General features: G+C 68.1%; 19 protein-coding genes. 9 read left to right on the top strand and 10 right to left on the bottom strand.

Translation table 11 applies throughout. The annotated features are described in order from the left end of the window. Positions 1 to 12 precede the first annotated feature (12 nt). From DA1_RS02045 to DA1_RS02035, 3 genes are all read right to left on the bottom strand, one after another. A complete protein-coding gene (locus DA1_RS02045; RefSeq protein WP_034396456.1) occupies positions 13 to 1,011 on the bottom strand; it encodes a Bug family tripartite tricarboxylate transporter substrate binding protein in 999 nt (332 codons plus the stop codon). Positions 1,012 to 1,142: 131 nt separating this feature from the next. Beyond that, complete coding sequence (xerD, locus tag DA1_RS02040) at positions 1,143 to 2,126, bottom strand: site-specific tyrosine recombinase XerD (RefSeq protein ID WP_012206916.1); 984 nt, start codon at positions 2,124 to 2,126, stop codon at positions 1,143 to 1,145. 76 nt (positions 2,127 to 2,202) lie between these two features. Next, on the bottom strand, positions 2,203 to 3,165 hold the full coding sequence (locus DA1_RS02035) for a tripartite tricarboxylate transporter substrate binding protein BugE (protein ID WP_012206917.1): 963 nt from the start codon (positions 3,163 to 3,165) through the stop codon (positions 2,203 to 2,205). Between the two features lie 327 nt (positions 3,166 to 3,492). Here DA1_RS02035 and DA1_RS02030 point away from each other — a divergent pair, with 327 nt between their 5' ends. Beyond that, entirely contained in the window at positions 3,493 to 4,401 is a 909-nt protein-coding gene (locus DA1_RS02030; protein ID WP_034396459.1) for an AEC family transporter, read from the top strand. A 21-nt stretch (positions 4,402 to 4,422) separates the two neighbouring features. On the opposite strand, the gene DA1_RS02025 is transcribed toward DA1_RS02030, so the two are convergent. Further along, the gene (locus tag DA1_RS02025; RefSeq protein ID WP_012206919.1) at positions 4,423 to 5,316 is read right to left on the bottom strand and encodes a LysR family transcriptional regulator; all 894 of its coding nucleotides are present in this window, start codon (positions 5,314 to 5,316) and stop codon (positions 4,423 to 4,425) included. A 230-nt stretch (positions 5,317 to 5,546) separates the two neighbouring features. Here DA1_RS02025 and DA1_RS02020 point away from each other — a divergent pair, with 230 nt between their 5' ends. Further along, complete coding sequence (locus DA1_RS02020; protein ID WP_034396462.1) at positions 5,547 to 6,935, top strand: sodium:solute symporter family protein; 1,389 nt, start codon at positions 5,547 to 5,549, stop codon at positions 6,933 to 6,935. 24 nt (positions 6,936 to 6,959) lie between these two features. Then, the gene (speB, locus tag DA1_RS02015) at positions 6,960 to 8,030 is read left to right on the top strand and encodes an agmatinase (protein WP_034396465.1); all 1,071 of its coding nucleotides are present in this window, start codon (positions 6,960 to 6,962) and stop codon (positions 8,028 to 8,030) included. On the opposite strand, the gene DA1_RS02010 is transcribed toward speB, so the two are convergent. The 3 genes from DA1_RS02010 to queG all read right to left on the bottom strand — a co-directional run bounded on the left by DA1_RS02010 (position 8,027) and on the right by queG (position 13,526). Continuing rightward, entirely contained in the window at positions 8,027 to 9,082 is a 1,056-nt protein-coding gene (locus DA1_RS02010; protein ID WP_174549352.1) for a helix-turn-helix transcriptional regulator, read from the bottom strand. The genes speB and DA1_RS02010 overlap by 4 nt on opposite strands. Before the next feature lie 225 nt (positions 9,083 to 9,307). Then, positions 9,308 to 12,355 carry a diguanylate cyclase gene (locus DA1_RS02005; protein WP_034396468.1) on the bottom strand — a complete coding sequence of 1,016 codons (3,048 nt, stop codon included), beginning with the start codon at positions 12,353 to 12,355 and terminating at the stop codon, positions 9,308 to 9,310. Positions 12,356 to 12,470: 115 nt separating this feature from the next. After that, positions 12,471 to 13,526, bottom strand: coding sequence for a tRNA epoxyqueuosine(34) reductase QueG (gene queG, locus DA1_RS02000; RefSeq protein WP_034396471.1), 1,056 nt, complete (start codon positions 13,524 to 13,526; stop codon positions 12,471 to 12,473). Between the two features lie 12 nt (positions 13,527 to 13,538). Between queG and tsaE the strand changes: the two genes are divergently transcribed. From tsaE to DA1_RS01985, 3 genes are all read left to right on the top strand, one after another. Then, positions 13,539 to 14,066, top strand: coding sequence for a tRNA (adenosine(37)-N6)-threonylcarbamoyltransferase complex ATPase subunit type 1 TsaE (gene tsaE / locus DA1_RS01995; protein ID WP_034396474.1), 528 nt, complete (start codon positions 13,539 to 13,541; stop codon positions 14,064 to 14,066). Next, complete coding sequence (locus DA1_RS01990) at positions 14,063 to 15,556, top strand: N-acetylmuramoyl-L-alanine amidase (protein ID WP_034396477.1); 1,494 nt, start codon at positions 14,063 to 14,065, stop codon at positions 15,554 to 15,556. Before tsaE ends, DA1_RS01990 begins: the two co-directional genes overlap by 4 nt. A 207-nt stretch (positions 15,557 to 15,763) precedes the next feature. Then, positions 15,764 to 15,988 (top strand): YMGG-like glycine zipper-containing protein, encoded by a 225-nt coding sequence (locus DA1_RS01985; protein WP_012206927.1) that lies wholly within the window; start codon positions 15,764 to 15,766, stop codon positions 15,986 to 15,988. A gap of 73 nt (positions 15,989 to 16,061) precedes the next feature. Here the strand turns inward: DA1_RS01985 and DA1_RS01980 are convergent, their stop codons facing one another. Next, entirely contained in the window at positions 16,062 to 16,712 is a 651-nt protein-coding gene (locus DA1_RS01980; RefSeq protein WP_034396480.1) for a DedA family protein, read from the bottom strand. A 273-nt stretch (positions 16,713 to 16,985) separates the two neighbouring features. Here DA1_RS01980 and DA1_RS01975 point away from each other — a divergent pair, with 273 nt between their 5' ends. Continuing rightward, positions 16,986 to 17,276: a glycine zipper 2TM domain-containing protein gene (locus DA1_RS01975; RefSeq protein WP_013801089.1), complete on the top strand. Its 291-nt coding sequence runs from the start codon at positions 16,986 to 16,988 to the stop codon at positions 17,274 to 17,276. Positions 17,277 to 17,440: 164 nt separating this feature from the next. Further along, positions 17,441 to 19,465 carry a DNA mismatch repair endonuclease MutL gene (gene mutL, locus DA1_RS01970; protein WP_034396483.1) on the top strand — a complete coding sequence of 675 codons (2,025 nt, stop codon included), beginning with the start codon at positions 17,441 to 17,443 and terminating at the stop codon, positions 19,463 to 19,465. 52 nt (positions 19,466 to 19,517) lie between these two features. Here the strand turns inward: mutL and DA1_RS01965 are convergent, their stop codons facing one another. After that, a complete protein-coding gene (locus tag DA1_RS01965; RefSeq protein ID WP_034398869.1) occupies positions 19,518 to 20,522 on the bottom strand; it encodes a Bug family tripartite tricarboxylate transporter substrate binding protein in 1,005 nt (334 codons plus the stop codon). Positions 20,523 to 20,583: 61 nt separating this feature from the next. Next, positions 20,584 to 21,807 (bottom strand): M20 aminoacylase family protein, encoded by a 1,224-nt coding sequence (locus tag DA1_RS01960; protein WP_034396486.1) that lies wholly within the window; start codon positions 21,805 to 21,807, stop codon positions 20,584 to 20,586. A gap of 114 nt (positions 21,808 to 21,921) precedes the next feature. Here DA1_RS01960 and DA1_RS01955 point away from each other — a divergent pair, with 114 nt between their 5' ends. Next, positions 21,922 to 22,941 (top strand): LysR family transcriptional regulator, encoded by a 1,020-nt coding sequence (locus DA1_RS01955; RefSeq protein WP_034398872.1) that lies wholly within the window; start codon positions 21,922 to 21,924, stop codon positions 22,939 to 22,941. Positions 22,942 to 22,945: the final 4 nt, after the last annotated feature.

Raw genomic sequence — 22,945 nt, 5'->3', positions numbered from 1 at the left:
GCCGCAGCGGTATCAGTTCAGCTTGATGCCTGCAGCCTGGATGATGCGCGCGTTGGACTGGGACTCGGCCTCGATCTGGCGCGCGAAATCCTCGGCCTTGCCGCCCGTGGCCACGTTGTCGGTGGCCTCCAGCTTGGCACGCATGTCGGGCTGGGTCAGCACCTGGTTGATCTCGGCATTGAGCCTTTGCAGCACGGGCGCGGGCGTTCCTGCGGGCGCGAAGATGCCGAACACCGAGGTCATGTTGGCGCTCTTGTAGCCCAGTTCGGCCAGCGTGGGCACGCCGGGCAGCGACTCCAGGCGCTGGGGGGCGCCCACGGCCAGGGCCTTGAGCTTGCCCGCCTTGATGTGCTGCAGCACGGCCGGCCCGGCGTTGGTGGAGAGCACCTCGAACTGGGCGCTCAGGCCATCATTGAGCTGCTGGCCGCCGCCCTTGTAGGGAATGTGCGTGATCTTGGCCTGCGAGGCATACATGATCTGCTCGAGCATGATGTGGCCCAGCGAGGCCAGGCCGGCCGTGGCCCAGCGGACTTCGCCGGGCTGGGCCTTGGCCTGCGCCACCAGTGCCTTGAAATCGGTCGCCGTGGAGCGGGCCGTGCCCAGCAGCAGCACGGGCGAATACATCACGCTGGTCACGGGCACGAGATCGCGCTGCGGATCGAACAGCGGCTTGCCCAGGTGCGGGCTCAGCGTCAGCGGGCTGATGGAGGAAAAGCCCAGCGTATAGCCATCAGGTGCGGCCTTGGCCACCAGGTCCAGGCCGATGGCGCCGCCGGCGCCGGCCTTGTTGTCCACCACCACGGGCTGGCCCAGGCGGGCGGCCAGCTTCTCGCCCAGGGCGCGTGCCACCACGTCGCTGACGCCACCGGCCGGATAGGAAACCACCACGCGGATGGGCCGGCTGGGCCAGGCGGCATCGGCGGCCGACGCGGACATCGGCAAGGCCGCAGCAGCGACCGTCGCCGCCAGCATGGAAGTCACCAGCACATGCCGGCGCAGGAAATCAGTCATCGAAAACTCCGCAGAAACACATCGAACACGGCGGTGATTGTTCTGCAAAGCGCATATCCCCGGGACAGGCTTTGCCACTTCGACGATTTCAACGGCAGAAACACCCAAACCGGCGAACCCTCCACACCCAATCAACCACGCGGATGGTGCAAAGCGTGCAATGCCTTGAGCCGCTCGCGCGCCACATGGGTGTAGATGGTGGTGGTGGAGATGTCGGCATGGCCCAGCAGCATCTGCACCACGCGCAGGTCTGCGCCATGGTTGAGCAGGTGGGTGGCGAAGGCATGGCGCAGCGTGTGCGGCGACAGCGGTGCCGTGACGCCCGCAACCTGCGCGCAGCGCTTGACGATGACCCAGAACATCACGCGGCTCATGGCAGCCCCGCGCTGGGTCACGAAGACCGCATCGCTGCGCTGCCCGCCCAGGATGGCACCGCGCGCCGTGGCCAGGTAGCGCTCCAGCCACCAGTGCGCCTCCTGGCCGAAGGGCACCAGCCTTTCCTTTTGCCCCTTGCCCGTCACGCGCAACACGCCCGAGCGCAGATCGATGCCATGCAAGGGCAGATCCACCAGCTCGCTCACGCGCAGGCCGCTGGCATACATCAGCTCCAGCATGGCGCGGTCACGCAGGCCCAGTGGCGTATCGACATCGGGCGCCCTGAGCAGCGCCTCCACCTGCGCCTGCGTCAGCGTATGCGGCACGCGCGGCGGCTGCCGGGCCGCCAGCATGCGTGCCGTGGGATCGGCGGCAATGCGCTGCTCGCGCAGCGCCCAGTGGTAGTAGCGGCGCAGCACCGTCAGCCGCCGGTTGGAAGAACTGGCCTTGGTCTGCTCCACCCGCACCGCGAAATAGCCCTGCAGCTCCAGCTCGCCCGCCGCATCCAGCGCCAGCGGCGGCTGCTGGTGCGCCAGCCACCGCCCCCAGGCCGTCAGATCCCGGCGATAGGCCGCCAGCGTATTGCGCGACAGCCCGTCCTCCAGCAGCAGCGCATCCATGAACAGGTCCAGCGCATCCAGGCTGGCCGGCAGCGGCGCCGGCCAGGATGCAGGATCGGCAGCAGATTCGGCTTCGGCAGCCGATGGGGAAGCGATGGAAGCAACAGGCACTTGGGACATCCCATCAAGCCTACAACGAAAAAACCCGAGGTCCGCAAGCAGCCTCGGGTTCTGAGCCAACCGCTCAAGGCGGTGCTTACTCCAGCGTGAGTTTCTGCTGAGCAACCACCTTCTTGTACGTCTCGTACTCGTCCTTGATCTGCTTGGCGAACTCTTCAGGCGAGTTGCCGATGACCAGGGAGCCCGTGTCCTCGATGCGCTTGCGCACGGCCGGGTCCTGCAGCACCTTGCGCACGGCGGCGTTGATCTTGTCCACCACGTCCTTGGGCATGTTCTTGGGGCCCAGGATGCCGTAGTAGGCCATGCGGTTCACCGGCTCCAGGCCCACTTCCTTGAAGGTGGGCACATTGGGCAGCACGGCCAGGCGCTGGGGCGCGGCCACCACGATGGGCACCAGGCGGTTGTCCTTGATGAACGGCAGGGCCGAGGGCAGGTTGTCCAGCACCATAGGCACCTGGCCCGCCACCACGTCGTTGAGCGCAGGGCCCGCACCGCGGTAGGGGATGTGGGTGACGAAGGTGTTGGTCAGGCTCTTGTACAGCTCCATCAGCATGTGCTGGATGCCGCCCGTGCCCGAGGAGGCATAGGAGTACTTGCCCTGGGACTTCTTGAGTTCGGCCTCGAAGCTCTTGTAGTCCTTGGCGGGGAACTTGGGGTTCACCGCAATCACGTTGGGCGTGGCCGCCACGTTGATGATGGGCGTGAAGTCCGTCAGCGTGTTGTACGAGATCTTGGGGTTGATCGCGGGGTTGGTCGCCGTGGTCGAGACCGTGGCGATGCCCAGGCTGTAGCCATCGGGCTGCGAGCGCGCGGTTTCCATGGCGCCGATCACGCCACCGCCACCGCCGCGGTTGTCCACCACCACGGGCTGGCCCAGTTCTTTGGTCAGGGGTTCGGCGATCACGCGGGCGATGATGTCGGTCGTGCCACCGGGGGCGAAGGGCACCACCAGCTTGATCGGCTTGGTGGGATAGGCCTGGGCCAGGGCTCCGGTGCTTGCGAGGACCAGGGTCAGGCCCATCCAGCTGCGACGATTCATACAAGATCTCCTTTTGGGGGTCGTGTTGACGAAGAAGGTTTCATGGACATCCGCAAGGCCGTGCCTGCGGATGGATGGTCTGCGAAACGAAGGCTCGCAAACGCTGCCACGGAACAGCCATGGTGGGGCCTGGAGCCCGCTGCGCGCTTGACGGTCGTCAGGACCTGCGCTTTCGGATCGGCTGTGTGGACCCCAGCGATGCTAAGGCCCGGGGCCCGGTTGTCACAGTTTGTCGCAGCACTGATTTCCCGGTGTTTACCCCTAGCCTCGCGCCATGGTTTCTCGGGAGACGCGGCGACTGCGGGGTTGCGCTTATGCTCTGCCCTCGTGAACTACGCCGTGCTGCTCTTCCCCGATTTTTCGCTCATCGTGCTTGGCTACGTGCTGTGCCGCTTCACACAGCTCAACCGCACGGTCTGGCAGGCGGTGGAGGCGCTGGTGTACTACCTGCTGTTCCCGGTGCTGCTGTTCCACTCCATCGTCAAGAGCCCGGTGGACTGGGGTGCCACCTCCCACTTGCTGGCCGCTGGCGTGTGCGCGGCCCTGGTGGGCATTGCCCTGGCCTACAGCCTGCCCTGGTGGCCGGGCCTGCGCGGCCGCATCGATGTGCGCGAGCATGCCGGCGCCGTGCAGGTGGCGTTTCGCTTCAACTCCTTCATCGGCCTGGCGCTGGCCAGCCGGCTGGCGGGGCCTGAGGGCCTGCTGTTCATCTCGGTGCTGATCGGCGTGAGCGTGCCGCTATGCAATATCGCGGCCGTCTGGCCCATGGCGCGCGGGAGCAACCAGCATTTCCTGGGCCAGCTGGTGCGCAATCCGCTGATCGTGGGCACGCTGTCGGGCCTGGTGTTCAGCGCGCTGGGGCTGAAGCTGCCGGCGCTGATCGAGCCGTCGATCTCCCGCATAGGCGCAGCCTCCATCGCGCTGGGCCTGATGTCGGCCGGCGCCGGCATGCAGTTCGGCGCGCTGGCCGCCGGCAAGCTGCTGGCCGTGTGCCTGCTGGCCGTGCGGCATCTGGTGCAGCCGCTGATCGCCTATGCCATGGTGCGGGCGTTTGGCCTGAGCGGTGCGCAGGCCCTGATCCTCATGGCCTTCTCGGCCCTGCCCACCGCATCGTCGTGCTATGTGCTGGCCGCACGCATGGGCTACAACGGCTCGTACGTGGCGGGGCTGGTCACGCTGTCCACGCTGCTGGGCGTGCTCAGCCTGCCCTTTGCGCTGAGCCTGCTGCAGTACTGATGCCGCGGTGCCGCGGCGCCCCTACAGCACGGCACGCATGTCGTCCGTGAAGGCGGCCGTGATGTCGTCCTGGCGTGCGCGCTTCTTGGCCACCATGGTGATGTCCACGTCATAGCTGAAGAGGGATTCGTCCAGCGCATGCAGCAGGCCGGCAGCCACATAGGGCGCCGCGTAGTGCTCTGGCAGGTAGCCCAGGTGGGCGCCTGACAGGATGAGGATGGCGGCCGCCTCCATGTTGTCCGCCTCTGAGGTGACATGGCGCGGGCGCCCCGTCAGCGGTGCCTGGGGCAGCGGATAGGTCCGCCAGGTCCAGTCGGCCTCGCCCGCCTCCTGCGCGCCGATGCGGCCCGCGCGTGCGGCAAATGGATGGCTGGCGCTGCAATAGGCCACCTGCCTTTCGCTGAACAGCAGCGTGTATTCCAGCGCCGGCGCACGGTGCAGGAAATAGCCCACGGCGACCTGGAGCTCATCGCGCAGCAGCATCTCTTCCAGCTCGCGCGGCCCGCGCACCAGCACCGACAGGCGCACGGCCTCGTCGCGCTGGCGAAAGCGCTGTATGGCCCGCCCCATCAGCGCGTTGTATTCCATGGGTGCATTGCCGATCAGGCCGATGGCCAGGCTGCCGACCAGTTGCCGGTGCATGTTGCGCGCCTGCGCACTGAAGCCTTCCAGTCCCTGCAGGGCGGTGCGAGCCATATCGACGAAGCGCCGACCCTTGGCCGTCAGGCGAAAGCCGCCGCGCCCGCGTTCGCACAAACTGAAACCCAGCCGCGTCTCCAGTGTGGACAGCTGACTGCTGAGCGTGGACTGCCCTACGCCAAGGCTGGCCTGCGCCGCCGACACGCCGCCCGCGTCAACGATGGCCAGAAACACGCGCAGCAGCCGCAGGTCCAGATCTGAAACGGTATGGAGCATGGGGTTTTCACTCGGAAAAGATCGATTCTTATCGATGTTTGTAAATGGAACTTGAAATGGATGCAATCCGGGCTGCTGTCTAGCATCCACGGCTGTTGCAGCACATCTGGATTGAACAAAGAGGGACTGCAATACAGAACAAGAGGGGTGGGCCAGGGAATTCACTTCCATGGATACCGCTGTTTCAAGAGGCCCCTGCCAACAGGGCCGCAACAAAAGGGAGACAAACCATGTTGCTCGATATCTCGGTCGTGGTGATCTACGCGGCGGCCATGCTGCTGCTGGGCTGGTACGGCATGCGCCGCGCGAAGACGCAGGAGGACTTTCTCGTGGCCGGCCGCAACCTCGGGCCGGGCCTGTACATGGGCACCATGGCCGCCACGGTGATAGGCGGCGCAAGCACCGTGGGCACGGTGCGGCTGGGCTATGTGTACGGCATCTCCGGATTCTGGCTTTGCGCGGCGCTGGGCGCGGGCCTGCTGGTGCTCAACCTGTTCCTGGCCAAGCCCCTGCTCAGGCTGCGCATCTGCACCGTGACCCAGGTGCTGGAGCGGCGCTACAGCGCCCGCACCAAGCAGGCCAGCGCCCTGGTGATGCTGGCCTACTCGCTGATGCTGGCGGCCACGTCGGTGATCGCCATCGGCACCGTGATGCAGGTGCTGTTCGACCTGCCGCTGTGGATCTCCATCCTGGTGGGCGGGGGCGTCGTGGTCATCTACTCGGCCGTGGGCGGCATGTGGTCGCTGACGCTGACGGACATCGTGCAGTTCGTGATCAAGACCGCGGGCCTGATGCTGATCCTGCTGCCCATCTGCCTGTACCGCGTGGGTGGCTGGGACCAGCTGGTTGCACAACTGCCTGCGTCCAGCTTCGATGTCACCCACATCGGCTGGGACACCATCGCCACCTACTTCGTCATCTATTTCTTCGGAATCATGATCGGCCAGGACGTGTGGCAGCGCGTGTTCACGGCCCGCAGCGAACGGGTGGCCGCCGTGGCGGGCAGCCTCGCCGGCGTGTACTGCGTGGTCTACGGACTGGTCGGCGCCCTGGTGGGCATGACAGCGCGCGTGCTGCTGCCGGACCTGGACAACGCCAACAACGCCTTTGCCGCCATCGTGCAGGCCAGCCTGCCGGACGGCATCCGCGGCCTGGTGATCGCTGCCGCACTGGCGGCCATGATGTCCACCGCCAGCGCCGCCATGCTGGCCGGCTCCACCGTGCTGGCCGAGGACCTCGTGCCCCTGCTGCGGGGCGGCCGGCCGCTGGTCGATGTGCGCTGGCACCGGCTGCTGACGCTGCTGGTGGGGCTGGCCGTGCTCGGCATCGCCCTGGTGGTGGACGATGTGCTCAATGCCCTGACCACCGCCTACAACCTGCTGGTGGGCGGCATGCTGGTGCCGCTGATCGGCGCCATCTACTGGCGCCGGGCCACCACGGCGGGTGCCATCGCCAGCATGCTGCTGGGCTGCGCCACGGCCGTCGCCTTCATGGTCAGGGACGGCCTGGCCGCCAACACGCCCATCTATGCCAGCCTGGCCGTGAGCACGGCCAGCTTCATCCTCATCAGCCTGGCGCAGCGCACGCAGCAGCGTTCGCTGTCGGGCATTCAATCCTGATCCCGGCACTGAATCGGAGACGACATGACGCTTTTCACACCAGACAGGCTGCAGGCGCTGCGCGCACGCTTCGGCGGCGCCAACGAGTCCGTGATCCACGACCCGCATTTCCGCGCCGTGGCCGCCCACATCATCGACGCCAGCGGCACGCGCAACGCGCCCTACGCAGGCATGCCCACGCTGCTGGACGCGCCCATGCGTCCCATGGACTGGAGCCGCCCGGAGTTTGGCGACCTCCAGGCCGCACTGATCGGCGTGCCCATGGACCTGGGCATCAGCAACCGCAGCGGCTGCCGCTTCGGCCCCCGTGCCCTGCGTTCCATCGAACGCGTGGGCCCCTACAACCATATGCTTCGATCCACTCCCACACGCGAGCTGCGCGTGGCGGACATCGGCGACGTGCCGCTGTCCAGCCGCTACAGCCTGGAGCAGTCGCACCGCGACATAGAGTCGACCTTCGCAAAGATCCATGCGGCCGGCGTGATTCCGCTGTCTGCGGGCGGAGACCACTCCATCACCCTGCCCATACTGCGGGCGCTGGGCCGCGAGCGGCCACTGGCCCTGGTGCATTTCGACGCCCACTGCGACACCGGGGGCCCCTTCGACGGCAGCCGCTTTCACCACGGCGGGCCCTTTCGCCAGGCCGTGCTGGACGGCGTGCTCGACCCCACGCGGACCATTCAGATCGGCATACGCGGCGCGGCCGAATATCTCTGGGAGTTTTCCTATGAGTCGGGCATGACCGTGATCCATGCCGAAGACATTCCCGCGCTGGGCGTGGACGGCGTCATTGCCCGCGCACGCGAGGTGGTGGGCGATGCGCCCGTCTACGTCTCCTTCGACATCGACTGCCTGGACCCGGCCTTTGCGCCCGGCACGGGCACGCCCGAGGTCGGTGGACTCACCGTGCGCGAGGCACAAGCCATAGTGCGCGGCCTGGCCGGCATCCACATCGTGGGCGGCGATGTGGTCGAGGTGTCTCCAGCCTACGACGCCACCACCAACACCGCCCATGCGGGCGCGCAGATGATGTTCGAAATCCTCGGCCTGATCTGCGCACGCCACGCCGGGCGCGGCGCCGCCCAGCCTGCCTAGGCCCCCTGCCCGCCCTCCGCGTCCCGCAGCAACCCCAGCGGCGTGCTGCCGTAGCGTGCCCTGAACCGCCGGGAAAAATGCGCGGGTGAGCTGAAACCGCAGTGCTGCGAGATCTCCGCAATGCCCAGCGTTCCCGGCTCCGTGCCACGCAGCAGCGCATGGGCGCGCTCCAGGCGATAGGCCATGAGTTCGGCGCTGAGGCTGGTGCCTTCGCGCGACAGCTGGGATTGCAGCGAGCGCACGGACAGCCCCAGCCTGGACGCCACGCGCTCGGGCCCCAACGCCGGGTCCGGGTACTGGCGGGCAATGAGCTGGCGCACCCTGCGCAACAGCACGTGCATGGGCGCGCCGGGTCGGGCCATCGCCATGTCGGCGCTGGCCTGCAGCACGGTCTTCACGGTGTTGATGACCAAGTCGGACAGCCTGGCAGATTCGGCCTCGGGCAAGGGGTCCTGCCACGCGGCCAGCAATTGCATCTGCTGGACCAGCAGTTGAAGCGATGCACAGTCGGGCAGGCTGCGTGCCAGCAGTTGCGAAGCCAGACCGCCACGCGAATCAATCAGTGCCAGCGGCACGGCCAGCACCACCAGGTCCACGGCCTCTTTCTGCCAGATGCGGTAGCCGCGCCGCTCGTCCAGCAGGAACAGCTGGCCGGGTTGTGCCTGCAGCCTCCTGCCCGCAACCGCCATGCCCGGCTCCCCAGATGACGTCGAGGCATCCGTTACGTCCGGCACGTCCGACAGGTCAGGTACGTCAGGTGCATCCGGTGCGAATACCTGGGCTCCACCTTTGGCGTAGAGCACGCACAGCAGGCAGGGCGGGCCTGCGCGCTGGCCATCGGCATGCAGGCGCTCCATGCCATGTTCGGCCGCCATCTGGATGCGGTTGAGCACCACCGCGCCCACGCCGCGCGATGTCAGCACGGCCTCGAAGCGCTCGGGCTGCGCGACCAAGGGCGTGTGCGGCATCTGCGCCTCGCGGCTGGCATCGCTCCAGAACTGCGCTCGCGAAAGCGGCGCGATATGCACCGTGGACCAGCGGTTGTACGTCATACATTCCTCGCCCTGCGCTCGGCGCGCAGCCTCTTTTTTTGATGGGTTGCACGGAGAGTCGGCCGCACCCGAGTGTTGGGGCCAGGCAAGAGGCGGCAGGTCCACGCGGCAGCATGAACCCAGGATTTTCGGGATTGCGGCCCGATCAGGCCATTGGATGATTCTGAAAATTCACCGGGGTGAATTCCTAGGCCTGTGCGCCGCACCAGCCCGGATCAGCGCGTATCAGCGCGCAATGGCAGGCAGCCGCTCGCTCCACAGCGTGGACTGGTTGCGGCCGTTGCGCTTGGAGTAGTACAGCGCGGCGTCGGCACGCTCCAGGCAGCCCTGGGCCGAGGCATCGCTGCGCTGCAGCTCGTACACGCCCAAGCTGATGGTGATGTGCAGGTCGCCGGCCAGGCCCGCATCGATGGCGCGCGCGGCCACGGTTTCGCGCAGGCTTTCGGCGCGGCGCAGGCCCACCTCGGCATCGGTGTCGGACAGCAGCACGGCAAACTCCTCGCCACCCAGCCGGCCGACCATGTCTTCCTTGCGCATTTCCTGCGCCACCGAGGCCAGCAGCTCCTTGAGCACGATATCGCCCACCGCATGGCCGTAGCCGTCGTTCACCTGCTTGAAGTGGTCTATGTCCAGCATGATCAGCGTGGAGTGCGCCACCAGTCCGCTGCGCAGATGGTCCAGCTCCATCGCCAGCCGCTCCATGAAAGCGCGGCGGTTGGGAATGCCGGTCAGCGCGTCGGTCAGCGCCAGGGTCTCCAGCTGGGATTCGCGCTGCTGCCGCTCCGTCGCATCGTGGAAGACCCAGCAGTGGCCGATGGAGCGATCACCGTCGCGCAACTGCATGCCCTCGATCTCCACATAGTGGTCGTCGGGCAGCGCATGCAGGGACCGGCCAGCCACGGGCCCCGCGCTGAGCACGCCAGCCACCGAAGGCGGCAGCAGCTGGATCAGCGCCGGCATGCCCAGCCCCACCAGGGCGGCAGGCGCCATGTCCAGCCGCAGCGCGGCCGCCAGCATGCGGTTGGCGGCCAGCACCTGGCGGCCCTGGGCGTCGGTGACCAGAATGCCTGCGGGAAAGCGGTCGATGATGGCCTCCAGCCGGTGCTGGGTCTCGGCCAACGCGGTCTCGGCTCGCCGGCGCGCGTCGGTATCGATCATGGTCCAGATGACGCGGCCGTCGTCCTCGTCGGGGTCCAGCAGAGAGCCCTGCATGTCGAACCAGTGGCCCGAGCCCGAAGGCATGCGCAAAATCCATTCCGTGCGCACCGTGCCGCGTGCGTTGAGCTGTGCGTAGAGCTGGCCGAAGCGCTCGAAGCTCTCGTCGCTGACATGCAGGGCGCGAAAGTTCACGCCGCCGGGCAGCCGGTCTGTCTCGATCTCGAAGGTCTGCACCGCGCGCTCGTTGGCATAGAGGATTTCGCGCTGGGGACCGGCCATGACGATCAGGGCGCTTCCCCGGTCCAGCAAGGCCTTGATGAGCCGGGACTGCTCCACGCGCTGCTGTATGTCGGTGTGCGTCCCCAGCATGCGCACGGGCTTGCCGTCGGCATCGCGCTGGGTGATTTCGCCGCGCGACTCCACCCACAGCCAGCTGTCGGCCGAGCTGCGCAGCCGCATCTCCACGCGGAAGTCGGCCCCGGCCTCGGCATGGCGCTGCAGCCGCGCCAGCATCCGCGCCCTGTCCGAGGGATGGACCATGGCGCAGAAGGCGTCATAGTTCATGGGGAACTGCGCGGCCTCGAAGCCCAGCATCTGGTAGCAGCGGGCATCCCATTCCACATGGCCGCTGCGGCAGTCCCATTGCCACAGGCCGTCGCGCACGGCGCCCACGGTCAGACGCAGGCGTTCCTCGCTGTGGCGTATGGATTCCTGCATGGCCTGGTCCTGCGTCACATCGTGCACATAGCCATGCCACAGCAGGGAGCCGTCTTCCTCCTGCTGCGGCCGGGCGTGACCATGCAGCCAGCGCAGCTCGCCTGCAGGGCCGTAGACGCGGTACTTGTGCTCCCAGACACCCTTGCTGCCCACGCTGGCCTGCACCGAGGCAGCCAGGGCCGGCAAATCCTCGGGGTGGACCCGCTTGAGCAGTTCATGGTCGGCAAACCTGGTGGCATCGGCCTTGGCGCCATGCAGTTCGAAGAATCCGGGGCTGGTGAAAGGGAACCGGAACTGTCCATCCGCGCCTATGCGGAACTGGAACAGCCCGCCCGGCACCTCCTGCGCCAGCCGCGCAAAGCGCCGCTCACCCTGCAGCCGCATGCGCTCGCTGAGCTGGCGCTGACGCGCCAGCCACAGCGTCAGCAGCATGCCCAGCAGCAGCACGGCCGTGCCTATGCCGTTGCGCAACAGGCCGCGCTCCAGCGATGCCTCCAGCGGCTCGAAGATGGCTTTCTTGTCCAGCCCTGCACTGACGATCAGCGGATAGCCCTCCACCCGGCTCCAGGCATACATGCGCTGCACGCCATCGACGGACGATTCGGCCTCGTAGGTGCCGCGCTCCAGGGCCGGTGCGAACAGCGCCACGCGCACATCGGAGACCGAGCGGCCCATCACCTGCTCCTGCCCCTGCGAGCGCGCCAGGTAGGCGCCATCGGTGCGCAGCAGCAGGATGACGTCGTTGGCGCCATCGAAGATGGACTGGAAATAGCGCGAGATGTATTCGGGCGACAGCGACAGCACCAGCACGCCCGAGAACTGCCCCTGGCGGTACAGCGCGCGGCTCAGCTGTATGGTCCATTTGTGCGAGACACGCCCCTGCACGGGGCGGCCGATGAACATGCCCATGTTCTCGCGGTTGGCATGCACCTGGAAATGCTCGCGGTCCCGGATGGAGACCTTGGCAGCCCGCGTCTGCGCCTCCTGCTGGAGGTTGGAGTACACGATGTCCCCTTTCTCGTCGGCCACGGCGATCTGCAGGAAGGTGCCGGCCGGGTAGGCGTCGAACGTGGTCTGCACGGCACGCCGGAACCCGTCGACATCGCCACCGGCAAAGTCGGACTCCAGGCCGCGCATGGTGTAGTCCAGGCCGGACAGCAGGGTCTGCACCTGCACCGACACCGCATGCGACATTTGCCCCACCCGCAGCCAGGACTGGGACTCGGTAAAGCTGCGCTGCGTGCGGTGGCTGTCCACCAGCACCGTCCAGTACGCCACCGTGGCCAGCAGCACGCAGCACAGTCCCACCCAGACGGCCACAGCGGTCTGGGTCAGCGGTTCTGCGTTCAGCAGGCGGGACAGGCTGCGGGGAGGCTTTGCGCGCATATCAAACATCATGTTGAGTCACACAGGCCCCGCGCCTTCAAGGGCAGTGGCCCGCAACAGGCCGCCGGGGGGCACTCCGACAGAGCGCAACAATTGTTTCACACACAAGCGCCCTGGTCTTATCAGCTCAATCCGATCTTTGCGACAGCGCCCAGGCCACGTGCTCGCGCACCAGGGCGTCCGGATGTTCGGCGCGGCTGGACAGCGCCTGCTGCAATGCCGCGTTGCCGGTGTCACGCCAGGCATTGCCCAGCGCCACGGCCACATTGCGCAGCCAGCGTGCATGGCCTATGCGCCGGATGGGACTGCCTTCGGTCAGGCGCAGAAAGGTCGGCTCGTCCCAGGCAAAGAAGTGCACCAGTTGCCCGCCGGACAGGGCCTCGCGCGCATCGAAGTCGGGCAGGCGGCTGGGCTGGGCGAACTTGTTCCAGGGGCAGGCCAGCTGGCAGTCGTCGCAGCCATAGATGCGGTTGGCCATCAGCGGCCGCAGCTCCTCGGGAATGGCGCCCGCATGCTCGATGGTCAGATAGGAGATGCAGCGCCGCGCGTCCACCCGGTGCGGCGCCACGATGGCGCCCGTGGGGCAGGCCGTGATGCAGGCCGCGCAGCTGCCGCAGTGCGCGGTCACCGGCGCCGTGGGCTCCAGTGCAAGGTCCACATAGATCTCGCCCAGGAAGAACATGGAGCCCGCTTCGCGATTGAGCACCAGCGTGTGCTTGCCGCGCCAGCCCTGGCCGCTGCGCCGGGCCAGCTCCGCCTCCAGCACGGGCGCGGAATCGGTGAAGGCGCGGTGCCCGAAGGGGCCGACTTCCTGTGCAATGCGCTCGGCCAGTTTCTGCAGCCGGTTGCGCAGCACCTTGTGATAGTCGCGCCCCCGGGCATAGACGGAGACAATGCCCTCGTCGGGCCGCTGCAGCCGCGCCCACTCCACCGCTTGCCAGGCGCCCGGCGCATCGGCGGACGTGTCGCGCGGCAGGTAGTCCATGCGCGCCGTGATCACGCTGACCGTGCCCGGCACCAGCTCGGCAGGCCGGGCGCGGCGCAGGCCGTGGGCCTGCATATAGTCCATCTCGCCATGGAACCCTTGGGCCAGCCACTGCATCAAACCAGGCTCCGCAGAAGACAAATCCACGCCGGCCACGCCAATTTGGGAAAATCCCAGCTCGCGGGCCCAGCCTTGCATCAAAGGAACCAATTGACTGCTGCACAACATACTCCCTCGATTGTAGAAAGCGCCCAGCCGCAGGATGCGGAAACTGCGGGCCGTCGCTGGATATGGGGCAGCGAGGAAGACACGCAGCGGTTTGCGCAGCAGCTTGCAGACCATCCCGCGCTGCGCAACGCCTACGTCACGCTGCACGGCGACCTGGGCGCAGGCAAGACCACGCTGGTGCGGCACTGGCTGCGCGCACTGGGCGTGCAGGGCCGCATCAAAAGCCCCACCTATGCCGTGGTGGAGCCGCATGAGGCGCCGGACCTGGCCATCTGGCACTTCGACTTCTACCGCTTCGATGACCCGCGCGAGTGGGAGGATGCAGGATTTCGCGATATTTTCGCCAGCCCCGGTCTCAAGCTGGCAGAATGGCCCGAAAAGGCCGCAGCGCTTACGCCTGCGGCAGATATAGCTATTCATATCGAAGCAATCGACGAGACGCAGCGCCAGGTGACCTTGCTCGCCGGCACGCCCGTCGGACGCGCCGTGATCCAAGCACTCAAGGCATGAGCGACGCCAACTCCTCCTCCTATCCGTCCGGCCTGTCGCGCCGCAATCTTTTGCAGGCGGGCTCCATCGTGCTGCTGCTGGGCCGCCAGCACATCGCGCATGGCGCCACCATCGTGGCCGTGCGTGTCTGGCCCGCGCCCGAATACACGCGCGTGACCATAGAGTCCGACCGGCCGCTGGCTGCCAAGCAGTTCTTCGTGGACCAGCCCCCGCGGCTGGCCGTGGACATCGAGGGCATCGACCTCAATCCCGCGCTGCGTGAACTGGTGGCCAAGGTCCGCTCCGACGATCCCAACATCGCCTCCATCCGCGTGGGCCAGAACTCGCCCAGCGTGGTGCGCCTGGTCATCGACCTCAAGCAGCCCGCCAAGCCCCAGGTCTTCACGCTGCAGCCCGTGGCGGCCTACAAGCACAGGCTGGTGTTCGACCTGTACCCCGCCAAGGCCGTGGACCCGCTGGAGGCGCTGATCAGCGAGCGCCTGCGCGATGCCTCCGGCGACGATACCGCTGTTGCATCGGCACCGCCGCCGCCTCCACCACCGCTGCCCCGGCCCTCAGGCCCCACGGCGCCAGCCCCCGACCCGTTGGGCGACCTGATCGCCCAGCACAGCAGCGGCTCCGGCGGCAAGACGCCTGCACCGCCCGCCGTGGTGGCACAGGCACCTTCCCCTGCCGCTCCGGCCCCGGCGCCTCGCCCTGCCGCGCCTGCGCCCGTTCCGGCCCCTGCCCCCATTGCCGCGCCCAACATCGCCACCTCGCGCCAGACCGACCGCATCATCATCGTGGCGCTGGACCCCGGCCACGGCGGCGAGGACCCCGGCGCCACCGGCCCCAGCGGCACGCGCGAAAAGGACGTGGTGCTCAAGATCGCCCACCTGCTGCGCGACCGCATCAACGACACCCGCATCGGCGGCAGCCCCATGCGCGCCTTCATGACGCGCGATGCCGACTTCTTCGTGCCCCTGGCCACGCGCGTGGAAAAGGCCCGGCGCGTGCAGGCCGACCTGTTCATCAGCATCCACGCCGACGCCTTCACCACGCCGGCCGCGCGTGGTGCCAGCGTTTTTGCGCTCAGCGACAAGGGCGCCTCCAGCACGGCCGCGCGCTGGCTGGCCAACAAGGAAAACCAGTCCGACATCGTCGGTGGCCTGAACATGGGCTCGCAGGACCAGCATGTGCAGCGCATGCTGCTGGACATGAGCACCACGGCCCAGATCAAGGACAGCCTCAAGCTCGGCGGCGCCCTGCTCGGCGAGATCGGCAACATGGCCAAGCTGCACAAGCCGCGCGTGGAGCAGGCCGGGTTTGCCGTGCTCAAGGCACCCGACATTCCCAGCGTGCTGGTGGAAACCGCCTTCATCAGCAACCCCGAGGAAGAGGCCCGGCTGCGCAGCAGCGCATACCAGGTGCAACTGGCCGACGCGCTGATGCGCGGCATCCGCAACTACTTCGCGCACAACCCGCCGCTGGCACGCAGCCGCTCCGTCTGACAGAGCCAGGCGAAGGGCGCGGGCGATGCCGCCCGCAGCCGCTGTCGGACGGCAAAGACGCGACACTTCCGAGCCGCCCGGCGGCAGCTCGGGCAGATCTCCTACCGCTGCCGCAAGCCCTGAATGAGAGCATGCAAACATGTTCCACACAGTGCTTGCGCCATACGCCACTCACGGCGACAAGGCAGGCCATCACAGGAGATGAACATGAAGACACGCCTTTATTCCATTGCCGCCGCAGCAGCCATTGCCCTGTTCTCTGCCGGCTGTTCCACCAATCCCAGCAGTGCACAGATCGGTACCGGCGTAGGCGCCGTGGCCGGTGGTGTCGTGGGGGATGCCCTGTTCGGCAGCACGCTGGGCACCGTGGGCGGTGCAGCCGCCGGCGCACTGATCGGTAACGAGGTGGGCAAGCGCAACGATCGCCGCTGATCCCCACTCCCGCTCCATGAAAAAACCCCTTGCGCCATGAAGGTGCAAGGGGTTTTTTCTATGCGCGGAAAGCTCAGGCGGCCGTCTTGGGCGCGCGCCCCGCGCGCCAGGCGCCAAAGATCGCGATCAGGCCCGGCACCAGGATCAGGCCCCAGATGATCTTCTCCAGGTTCTCGCGCACCCAGGGCAGGTTGCCGAAGAAATAGCCGGCTGCGCTGATGCCGCACACCCAGACAATCGCCCCGCCCACATTGAAGGCCGTGAACTTGCCCCGGTTCATCGCGGCCACCCCGGCCACGAAGGGCGCAAAGGTGCGGATGAACGGCATGAAGCGGGCCAGCACGATGGTGATGCCGCCATAGCGCTCGTAGAACGCGTGGGCCTGGTCGAAGGCACGGCGGTTGAACCAGCGCGAGTCCTCCCACTGGAACACCTTGGGCCCTATGTAGCGGCCGATGGTGTAGTTGCACTGGTCGCCCAGCACGGCCGCCACCAGCAGCACGGCGCAGGCGATCGAATAGTCCATGAGGCCCACGCCGCACAGCGCGCCGACGATGAACAGCAGCGAGTCGCCGGGCAGAAAGGGCATGACCACCACGCCCGTCTCCACGAAGACGATGAGAAACAGCAGCGCATACACCCAGGGTCCATAGGCCACGACAAAGGCCTCCAGATGCTTGTCGATGTGCAGGATGAAGTCGATCAGGAACTGAATGATTTCCAAAAGAGAGTCCTCCGCGGCGGGCGCCGCACCGGCCCGTACTGTACTTCGCCGACATGCCCCCACGGCCGAGCCGGAGCCGGTCACGCCATCGCACACACCGGCGCTTGCAGGAATCTACAAATGCTTGAAATCAAGCTTGTTTTGTTACACAACTTGATAAAACTCTACGAAAAACTCATGAGTGCGTCAGCTTTTTGCAGGCAAAGTGCTTCCATGCCGTCGGCAATGCCGGCCCGGCCTCACCATCATCGCCAAGACACAAGGAAGCAAGCCATGAACAAGACCCTTCGCACTTTCGCGCACAAGTCCGAACGCCAGTCCGGCTCCACGATGGGCCGCACCCTGGCCATCGCCGCCCTGCTGACCGGCGCGCTCGCGATGGGCGGCTGCGCCCACCGTCCCAACAATGCGCAACTGGGCACGGGCGTGGGTGCCGTGGCCGGTGGTGTGCTGGGCAGCGCGCTGTTCGGCACCACGCTGGGCACCGTGGGCGGCGCCGCGGCCGGTGCGCTGGTCGGCAACCAGATGGGCAGCAACAGCGACCGCGCAGGGCGCCGCCGCTGACCCTGCAGCCACCCTCATTCAAAGAGTGCCCCCGGCTCCGGCCTTTGTTGCCGGGGACGCCTCTTGGAGCCGCTTTCGCGGCTCCTTTTTTTTGCGGGCGCCGGCGCCGCACACCCCATTCCCACAGCCCGCAAGCGGTGGATGCCAGCCCCTAGAATTGCCGCGTGAACGCATCCATCCCCTCCTCCGACACCCTCCCCCGCCGCCCCATCCGCGACCTGCCCGACGAGCTGATCAGCCAGATCGCGGCCGGCGAAGTCGTCGAGCGCCCTGCCTCGGTGGTGCGCGAACTCGTGGACAACGCCCTGGATGCGGGCGCCCGCCAGATCAACGTGCGGCTGCTGGCCGGCGGCGTGCGGCTGATCTCGGTGGAGGACGACGGCGGCGGCATCCCGCGCGACGAGCTGCCCGTGGCATTGCGCCGCCATGCCACCAGCAAGATCACCGACCTGCACGACCTGGAGACCGTGGCCACCATGGGCTTTCGCGGCGAGGCGCTGGCGGCCATCTGCTCGGTGTCGGAGGCGTCCATCCTCTCGCGCCCTGCGGGCCAGGACTCGGCCTATCTGCTCGATGCGCGCAGCGGCGAGCTGCGCCCCGCCGCCCGCAACCAGGGCACGACGGTCGAGGTCAAGGAGCTGTTCTTCTCCACGCCGGCCCGCCGCAAATTCCTCAAGAGCGACGCCACGGAGCTGGCCCACTGCATCGAGTCCGTGCGCCGCCATGCGCTGGCCCGGCCCGACGTGGGCTTTGCCATCTGGCACGAAGGCAAGCTGGTCGAGCAGTGGCGTGCCGCAGGCAGCATGTCGGACGAAGCCCTTGCGCGCCGCCTGGGCGATGTGCTGGGCGACGCCTTCGTGCAGAACTCCGTGACGGTGGAGCACTGGTCGGGCGCCGTCCACGTCACGGGCCGCGCGGGCATTCCCGATGCGGCGCGCTCCCGGCCCGACCACCAGTTCTGCTACGTCAATGGCCGCTTCGTGCGCGACAAGGTGCTGACCCACGCCTCGCGCAGCGCCTACGAGGATGTGCTGCACGGCCACAAGCAGCCTGTCTATGCGCTGTATGTGGAGATCGACCCTGCGCGCGTGGACGTGAACGTGCATCCCACCAAGATCGAGGTGCGCTTTCGCGACAGCCGCGAGGTGCACCAGGCCGTGCGCCACGCCATAGAGAACGCGCTGGCCGCCCCGCGCGCGGCGGCGGCCGCCGCCGCTGCCGCCGAGGAAGCCGACCGCACCCCGGAGCTGGCCCCTGCCGCACCGGCCACCGCGCCCAAGGTGGCGGCTCCCGCCTGGCCCCAGGCGCGCATGAGCTTTGGCGATGAACAGGGCGGCCACAAGGTCAGCAACATGGCGGGCCTGTGGGCACCCATGCGCGAAGCCGCGCCGGCCCCGGTGGCGCTTCCCGCACAGACGGCCATGCAGACTGCCGGTGCTGCCGAAGACCCGGTGGACAGGCCCGGCGTGCAATGGCCTGCCGGTGATGTGCCCGCCAGCTACGCACCCGCTGCACAGCCCCAGCCAGCTGCTGTCTCCGAGCCTTCACCTGCGAACTTCACGCCCCCGGCAGCGGATACCCCTGCCGCTGCCGAAGAAACCATCTGGCCCCTGGGCCGCGCCGTCGCCCAGATCCACGGCGTGTACATCCTGGCCGAGAACGCCCAGGGCATGGTCGTGGTGGACATGCATGCGGCGCACGAGCGCATCGTCTACGAGCAGCTCAAGAATGCCGTCAACGCGGCAGAGCAGATCCCCAGCCAGCCGCTGCTGATTCCCGCCACCTTCGCCGCCACACCCGAGGAAGTGGCCACGGCCGAGGCCCATGGCAACACGCTGCAGGCCCTGGGCATGGAGGTTTCCCCCTTCTCGCCCAAGACGCTGGCCGTGCGTGCCGTGCCCGCCACCCTGGCCCAGGGCGATGCCGTGGAGCTGGCGCGCAGCGTGCTGGCCGAGCTGGCCCAGCACGACGCCAGCACCGTGGTGCAGCGCGCGCGCAATGAGATCCTGGCCACCATGGCCTGCCACGGCGCCGTGCGCGCCAACCGCCGCCTGACGCTGGACGAGATGAACGCCCTGCTGCGCCAGATGGAAGTCACCGAGCGCTCCGACCAATGCAACCACGGCCGCCCCACCTGGCGGCAGATGAGCATGAAGGAGCTGGACGCGCTGTTCCTGCGCGGTCGCTGAACCTGCGCGGCTGCCGCCAGCGCCGTCAGCACCGTCTACACCGTCAGCACCGTCAGTCGCGCATGTTCGCGAAGGCCGCGAGCTGCTCGTACTTGCGGTCTTCCTCGGCGATCAGGCGCGCCAGGTCCTCGCGGCCCGAGGCGGGCACCATGCCTGCATCTTCCAGGCGCTTGCGCACGGCGGGCTCGGCCAGCGCCTCCTGAAGGGCCGCCGTGATGCGCTGCGCGGTGGCGGCGGGCAGCCCGCGCGGCGCCATCAGCGCAAACCAGCCCACCAATTCATAACCGCGCAGCGGCGCCAGCTCGGCCATGGCCGGAACCAGGGGCAAGGCGGACAGGCGCTGCGCGCTGGTGACCGCCAGCGGCACGATGCGCCCGCTCTGCAGGAACGGTTGCGCCGCCGTGGGCGAGAGCATGGCCAGGTCCAGGCTGCCGCCCGCCAGGTCGCTGGTCAACGGCGCCACGCCGCGGTAGGGCACATGGGTGATGGAGACACCCGCGCGCTGCTTGAACAGCTCTCCCGCGAAATGCAGGGTCGATCCCACGCCCGAGCTGCCGTAGCTGAGCTTGCCGGGCTGGCGGCGCGCCAGCTCCAGCAGCTCGGCCAGGGTCTTCACGCCCAGGCCCGGGCGTGCGGCCAGGATCAGCGGGCTGGTGGCCACCAGGCCCAGCGGCGTGAAATCGCGGCGGCCGTCGTAGCGCTGCGCGGGGTTGACGATGCGCGTGGCCACCAGCTCGTTGCTGGCCCCCACCAGCAGTGTGTAGCCATCGGCCGGTGCCGAGGCCACGCGCTGGGCCGCAATGGCGCCGGCCGCCCCACCCACGTTGTCCACCACCACCGTGCCGCGCAGCCGCGCGGCCAGCGCATCGCCCACCACGCGGGCGGCCAGGTCCACCGAACCACCGGCCGGGTATCCGACGACCAGCTTCAAGGGCTTGGCAGGAAAGCCGGCCTGTGCAGCAGCCGGCAAGGCCAGCCCCAGCGCGGCTGCGCCCAGAAGGCTGCGGCGGCTCAGGACCTGGCGGGCCTCGGAGGAGAGAGGAAATGCAGTGCGCATGGTGGCAATCACAGATGGGTAGGTGAGATCGTGAAAGGGAATCCGGTGCGGGCGCCGCGCCTCAGGCGGCGGACAGAAAACGCCGGGCCAGCTTCACCCAGTAGGTGGCTGCCAGCGGCAGGATGCGGTCGTTGAAGTCGTAGCCGGGGTTGTGGACCATGCAGCCGCCCGTGCCATGCGTGTCGCCCACGCCATTGCCCACGATCAGATAGCTGCCCGGGCACTGTTCGAGCATGAAGGAGAAGTCCTCGCTGCCCGTCAGCGGCTGCAGATCGGGGATCAGCGCCTGCTCGCCCAGCCAGTCGCGCGCCACCTCGCGGGCGAAGGCCGTGCTGGCCGCGTCGTTGACCAGGGCCGGATAGCGCCAGCGGTAGTCCACCACGGCCTCGGCCCCCAGCGTGGCGGCCTGGGCGTGGGCCAGCGCGGTGATGCGTTCGCGCAGCAGGGCACGCACCTCGGGCCGATAGGCGCGCACGGACAGGCGCAGCTCCACCTCGCCGGGGATGACATTCGGTGCATCGCCGCCATGGATGGCGCCCACGCTGACCACGGCCATGTCGCGCGGATCGACATTGCGCGAGACCACGGTCTGCAGCGCCAGCACCAGGTGAGCCGCCGCCACCACCGGGTCGGCCGACAGGTGGGGCGCCGAGCCATGGCCGCCCTTGCCGCGCACGGTGATGATCACCGTGTCCGACGAGGCCATGAACGAGCCCTCGCGAAAGCCGAACTGCCCCTCTGCAAAGCCCGGCATGTTGTGCAGCGCAAAGATGGCATCGCAGGGGAAAAGATCGAACAGGCCATCCTCCACCATCTTGCGGCCCCCGCCCAGGCCCTCCTCGGCCGGCTGGAAGATCAGGTGCAGCGTGCCGTCGAAGCCGCGCGCCTGGGCCAGCTCGCGCGCGGCGGCCAGCAGGATGGCGGTATGGCCGTCATGCCCGCAGGCATGCATGCGGCCCGCATGGCGGCTGGCGTAGGGCAGGCCGGTCTGCTCGTGGATGGGCAGCGCATCCATGTCGGCGCGCAGGCCCAGCCGGCGCGTGCCCGTACCGCAGCGCAGCGTGCCGACCACGCCCGTGCCTCCCAGCCCTCGATGCACTTCATAGCCCCAGGAGGCCAGGCGCTCGGCCACCAAGTCGCTGGTGGCGAACTCCTCGAAAGCCAGCTCGGGATGGGCATGCAGGTGATGGCGCAGGGCCACCATCTCGGCCTGCGTGGCGCGTATGCCGGCAAGCACCGGATCGGCGGCTTCGGCCGTGGTGGAAACGGGCGGGTCAATGTTCATGCCCGCAGTCTAGGAAGCGTGGGCAGCGGGCGGAAGACCGCCAGCGCCTGCCCTGCCAGGCATTGCCTGTCATCCCCTGAACACCTGCACGCGCCAATCACGGGCATGGCACACATGGCACGAAACCTGCAAGATCGGCCCATGCATTCCCAGCCCCACCCCGATGCCGGTCCCGCCATGAAGCTGCACCAGATGCGCTACCTCGTCGCCGTGGCCGGCTGCGGCAGCGTGCGCGCCGCGTCACGGGCGCTGGGCATCACGCAGTCGGCCATCACCCAGGCCCTGCGCGAACTGGAGGAAGGCCACCGCCTTGCGCTGTTCGAGCGCCAGAGCAGCGGCATCGTCCTCACGCCGGCCGGGCGCACGCTGCTGCGCCATGCCCAGCTGATCACCGGGCAGATGGCCCAGGCCGAGGATGAAATGGCACGCCTGCGCGACACCTGCGCCGTGGCGCGCCTGTCCGTGGGCGTGACGCCCTGGGTGGGCCAGAGCCTGCTGCCCCATGTGCTGCGCGCCTTCCGCGCCGAACTGCCCCAGGTACGCCTGGAACTGTTCGAGGGCCTGTCGGCCGTGGCCCATCCGCGCCTGCGCGAAGGCACGCTGGACCTGCTGATTGGCCGCGTGCCTTCGGGCCCCTCGGGCGGCGACCTGCATGGCACGCCGCTGTTCCGCTACGACGCCACCGTCGTGGCCCGCACCGGCCACCCGCTGGCAGGCGCCCGTTCGCTGGCCGAGCTGATGGACTGCGACTGGCTGCTCAACTACACCCCACCCGAAGAGGACGACCTGGTGCGGCGCCTGTTCCTGTGCCACGGCCTGCCCGTGCCCGTGGGCCACATCCACCTGGTGCATTCGGCATCGCTGCTGCTGCACCTGATCGCGCACAGCGACATGCTCTCGTTCTGCCCCTGGCCGCTGATCGAATCGGGCGTGCCCCAGGGCACCCTGGTGCCACTGTCCCTGCGCGAGCAGTTCGAGCCCCACACCGTGGGCGTGGTCCAGCGCGGCCACGGCCCCCTGCCCTGGGTGGCCGAGCGCTTCGTGCACCACCTCATGGAGCAGGTCCACGCCTGCCGCCACAGCCCGGACCCGGTGCTGCAGCGCGTGTTCCGCTCCATCGACGTGCTGGCCTGAGGGT

This window comes from Delftia acidovorans NBRC 14950 (assembly GCF_001598795.1).
GTDB classification, from domain to species: domain Bacteria; phylum Pseudomonadota; class Gammaproteobacteria; order Burkholderiales; family Burkholderiaceae_C; genus Comamonas; species Comamonas acidovorans.
This window is presented reverse-complemented; position numbering and strand designations above follow the sequence as displayed.

Coding starts and splice junctions, on each gene's coding strand:
- DA1_RS02005 (WP_034396468.1), bottom strand. CDS start 12,355: ATGATGTTTGATATGCGCGCAAAGCCTCCCCGCAGCCTGTCCCGCCTG.
- DA1_RS02045 (WP_034396456.1), bottom strand. CDS start 1,011: ATGACTGATTTCCTGCGCCGGCATGTGCTGGTGACTTCCATGCTGGCG.
- speB (WP_034396465.1), top strand. CDS start 6,960: ATGACGCTTTTCACACCAGACAGGCTGCAGGCGCTGCGCGCACGCTTC.
- DA1_RS02010 (WP_174549352.1), bottom strand. CDS start 9,082: ATGACGTACAACCGCTGGTCCACGGTGCATATCGCGCCGCTTTCGCGA.
- DA1_RS01975 (WP_013801089.1), top strand. CDS start 16,986: ATGAACAAGACCCTTCGCACTTTCGCGCACAAGTCCGAACGCCAGTCC.
- DA1_RS01985 (WP_012206927.1), top strand. CDS start 15,764: ATGAAGACACGCCTTTATTCCATTGCCGCCGCAGCAGCCATTGCCCTG.
- xerD (WP_012206916.1), bottom strand. CDS start 2,126: ATGTCCCAAGTGCCTGTTGCTTCCATCGCTTCCCCATCGGCTGCCGAA.
- DA1_RS02020 (WP_034396462.1), top strand. CDS start 5,547: ATGTTGCTCGATATCTCGGTCGTGGTGATCTACGCGGCGGCCATGCTG.
- queG (WP_034396471.1), bottom strand. CDS start 13,526: ATGCAAGGCTGGGCCCGCGAGCTGGGATTTTCCCAAATTGGCGTGGCC.
- DA1_RS01990 (WP_034396477.1), top strand. CDS start 14,063: ATGAGCGACGCCAACTCCTCCTCCTATCCGTCCGGCCTGTCGCGCCGC.
- DA1_RS02035 (WP_012206917.1), bottom strand. CDS start 3,165: ATGAATCGTCGCAGCTGGATGGGCCTGACCCTGGTCCTCGCAAGCACC.
- DA1_RS01955 (WP_034398872.1), top strand. CDS start 21,922: ATGGCACGAAACCTGCAAGATCGGCCCATGCATTCCCAGCCCCACCCC.
- DA1_RS01960 (WP_034396486.1), bottom strand. CDS start 21,807: ATGAACATTGACCCGCCCGTTTCCACCACGGCCGAAGCCGCCGATCCG.
- DA1_RS02025 (WP_012206919.1), bottom strand. CDS start 5,316: ATGCTCCATACCGTTTCAGATCTGGACCTGCGGCTGCTGCGCGTGTTT.
- DA1_RS01965 (WP_034398869.1), bottom strand. CDS start 20,522: ATGCGCACTGCATTTCCTCTCTCCTCCGAGGCCCGCCAGGTCCTGAGC.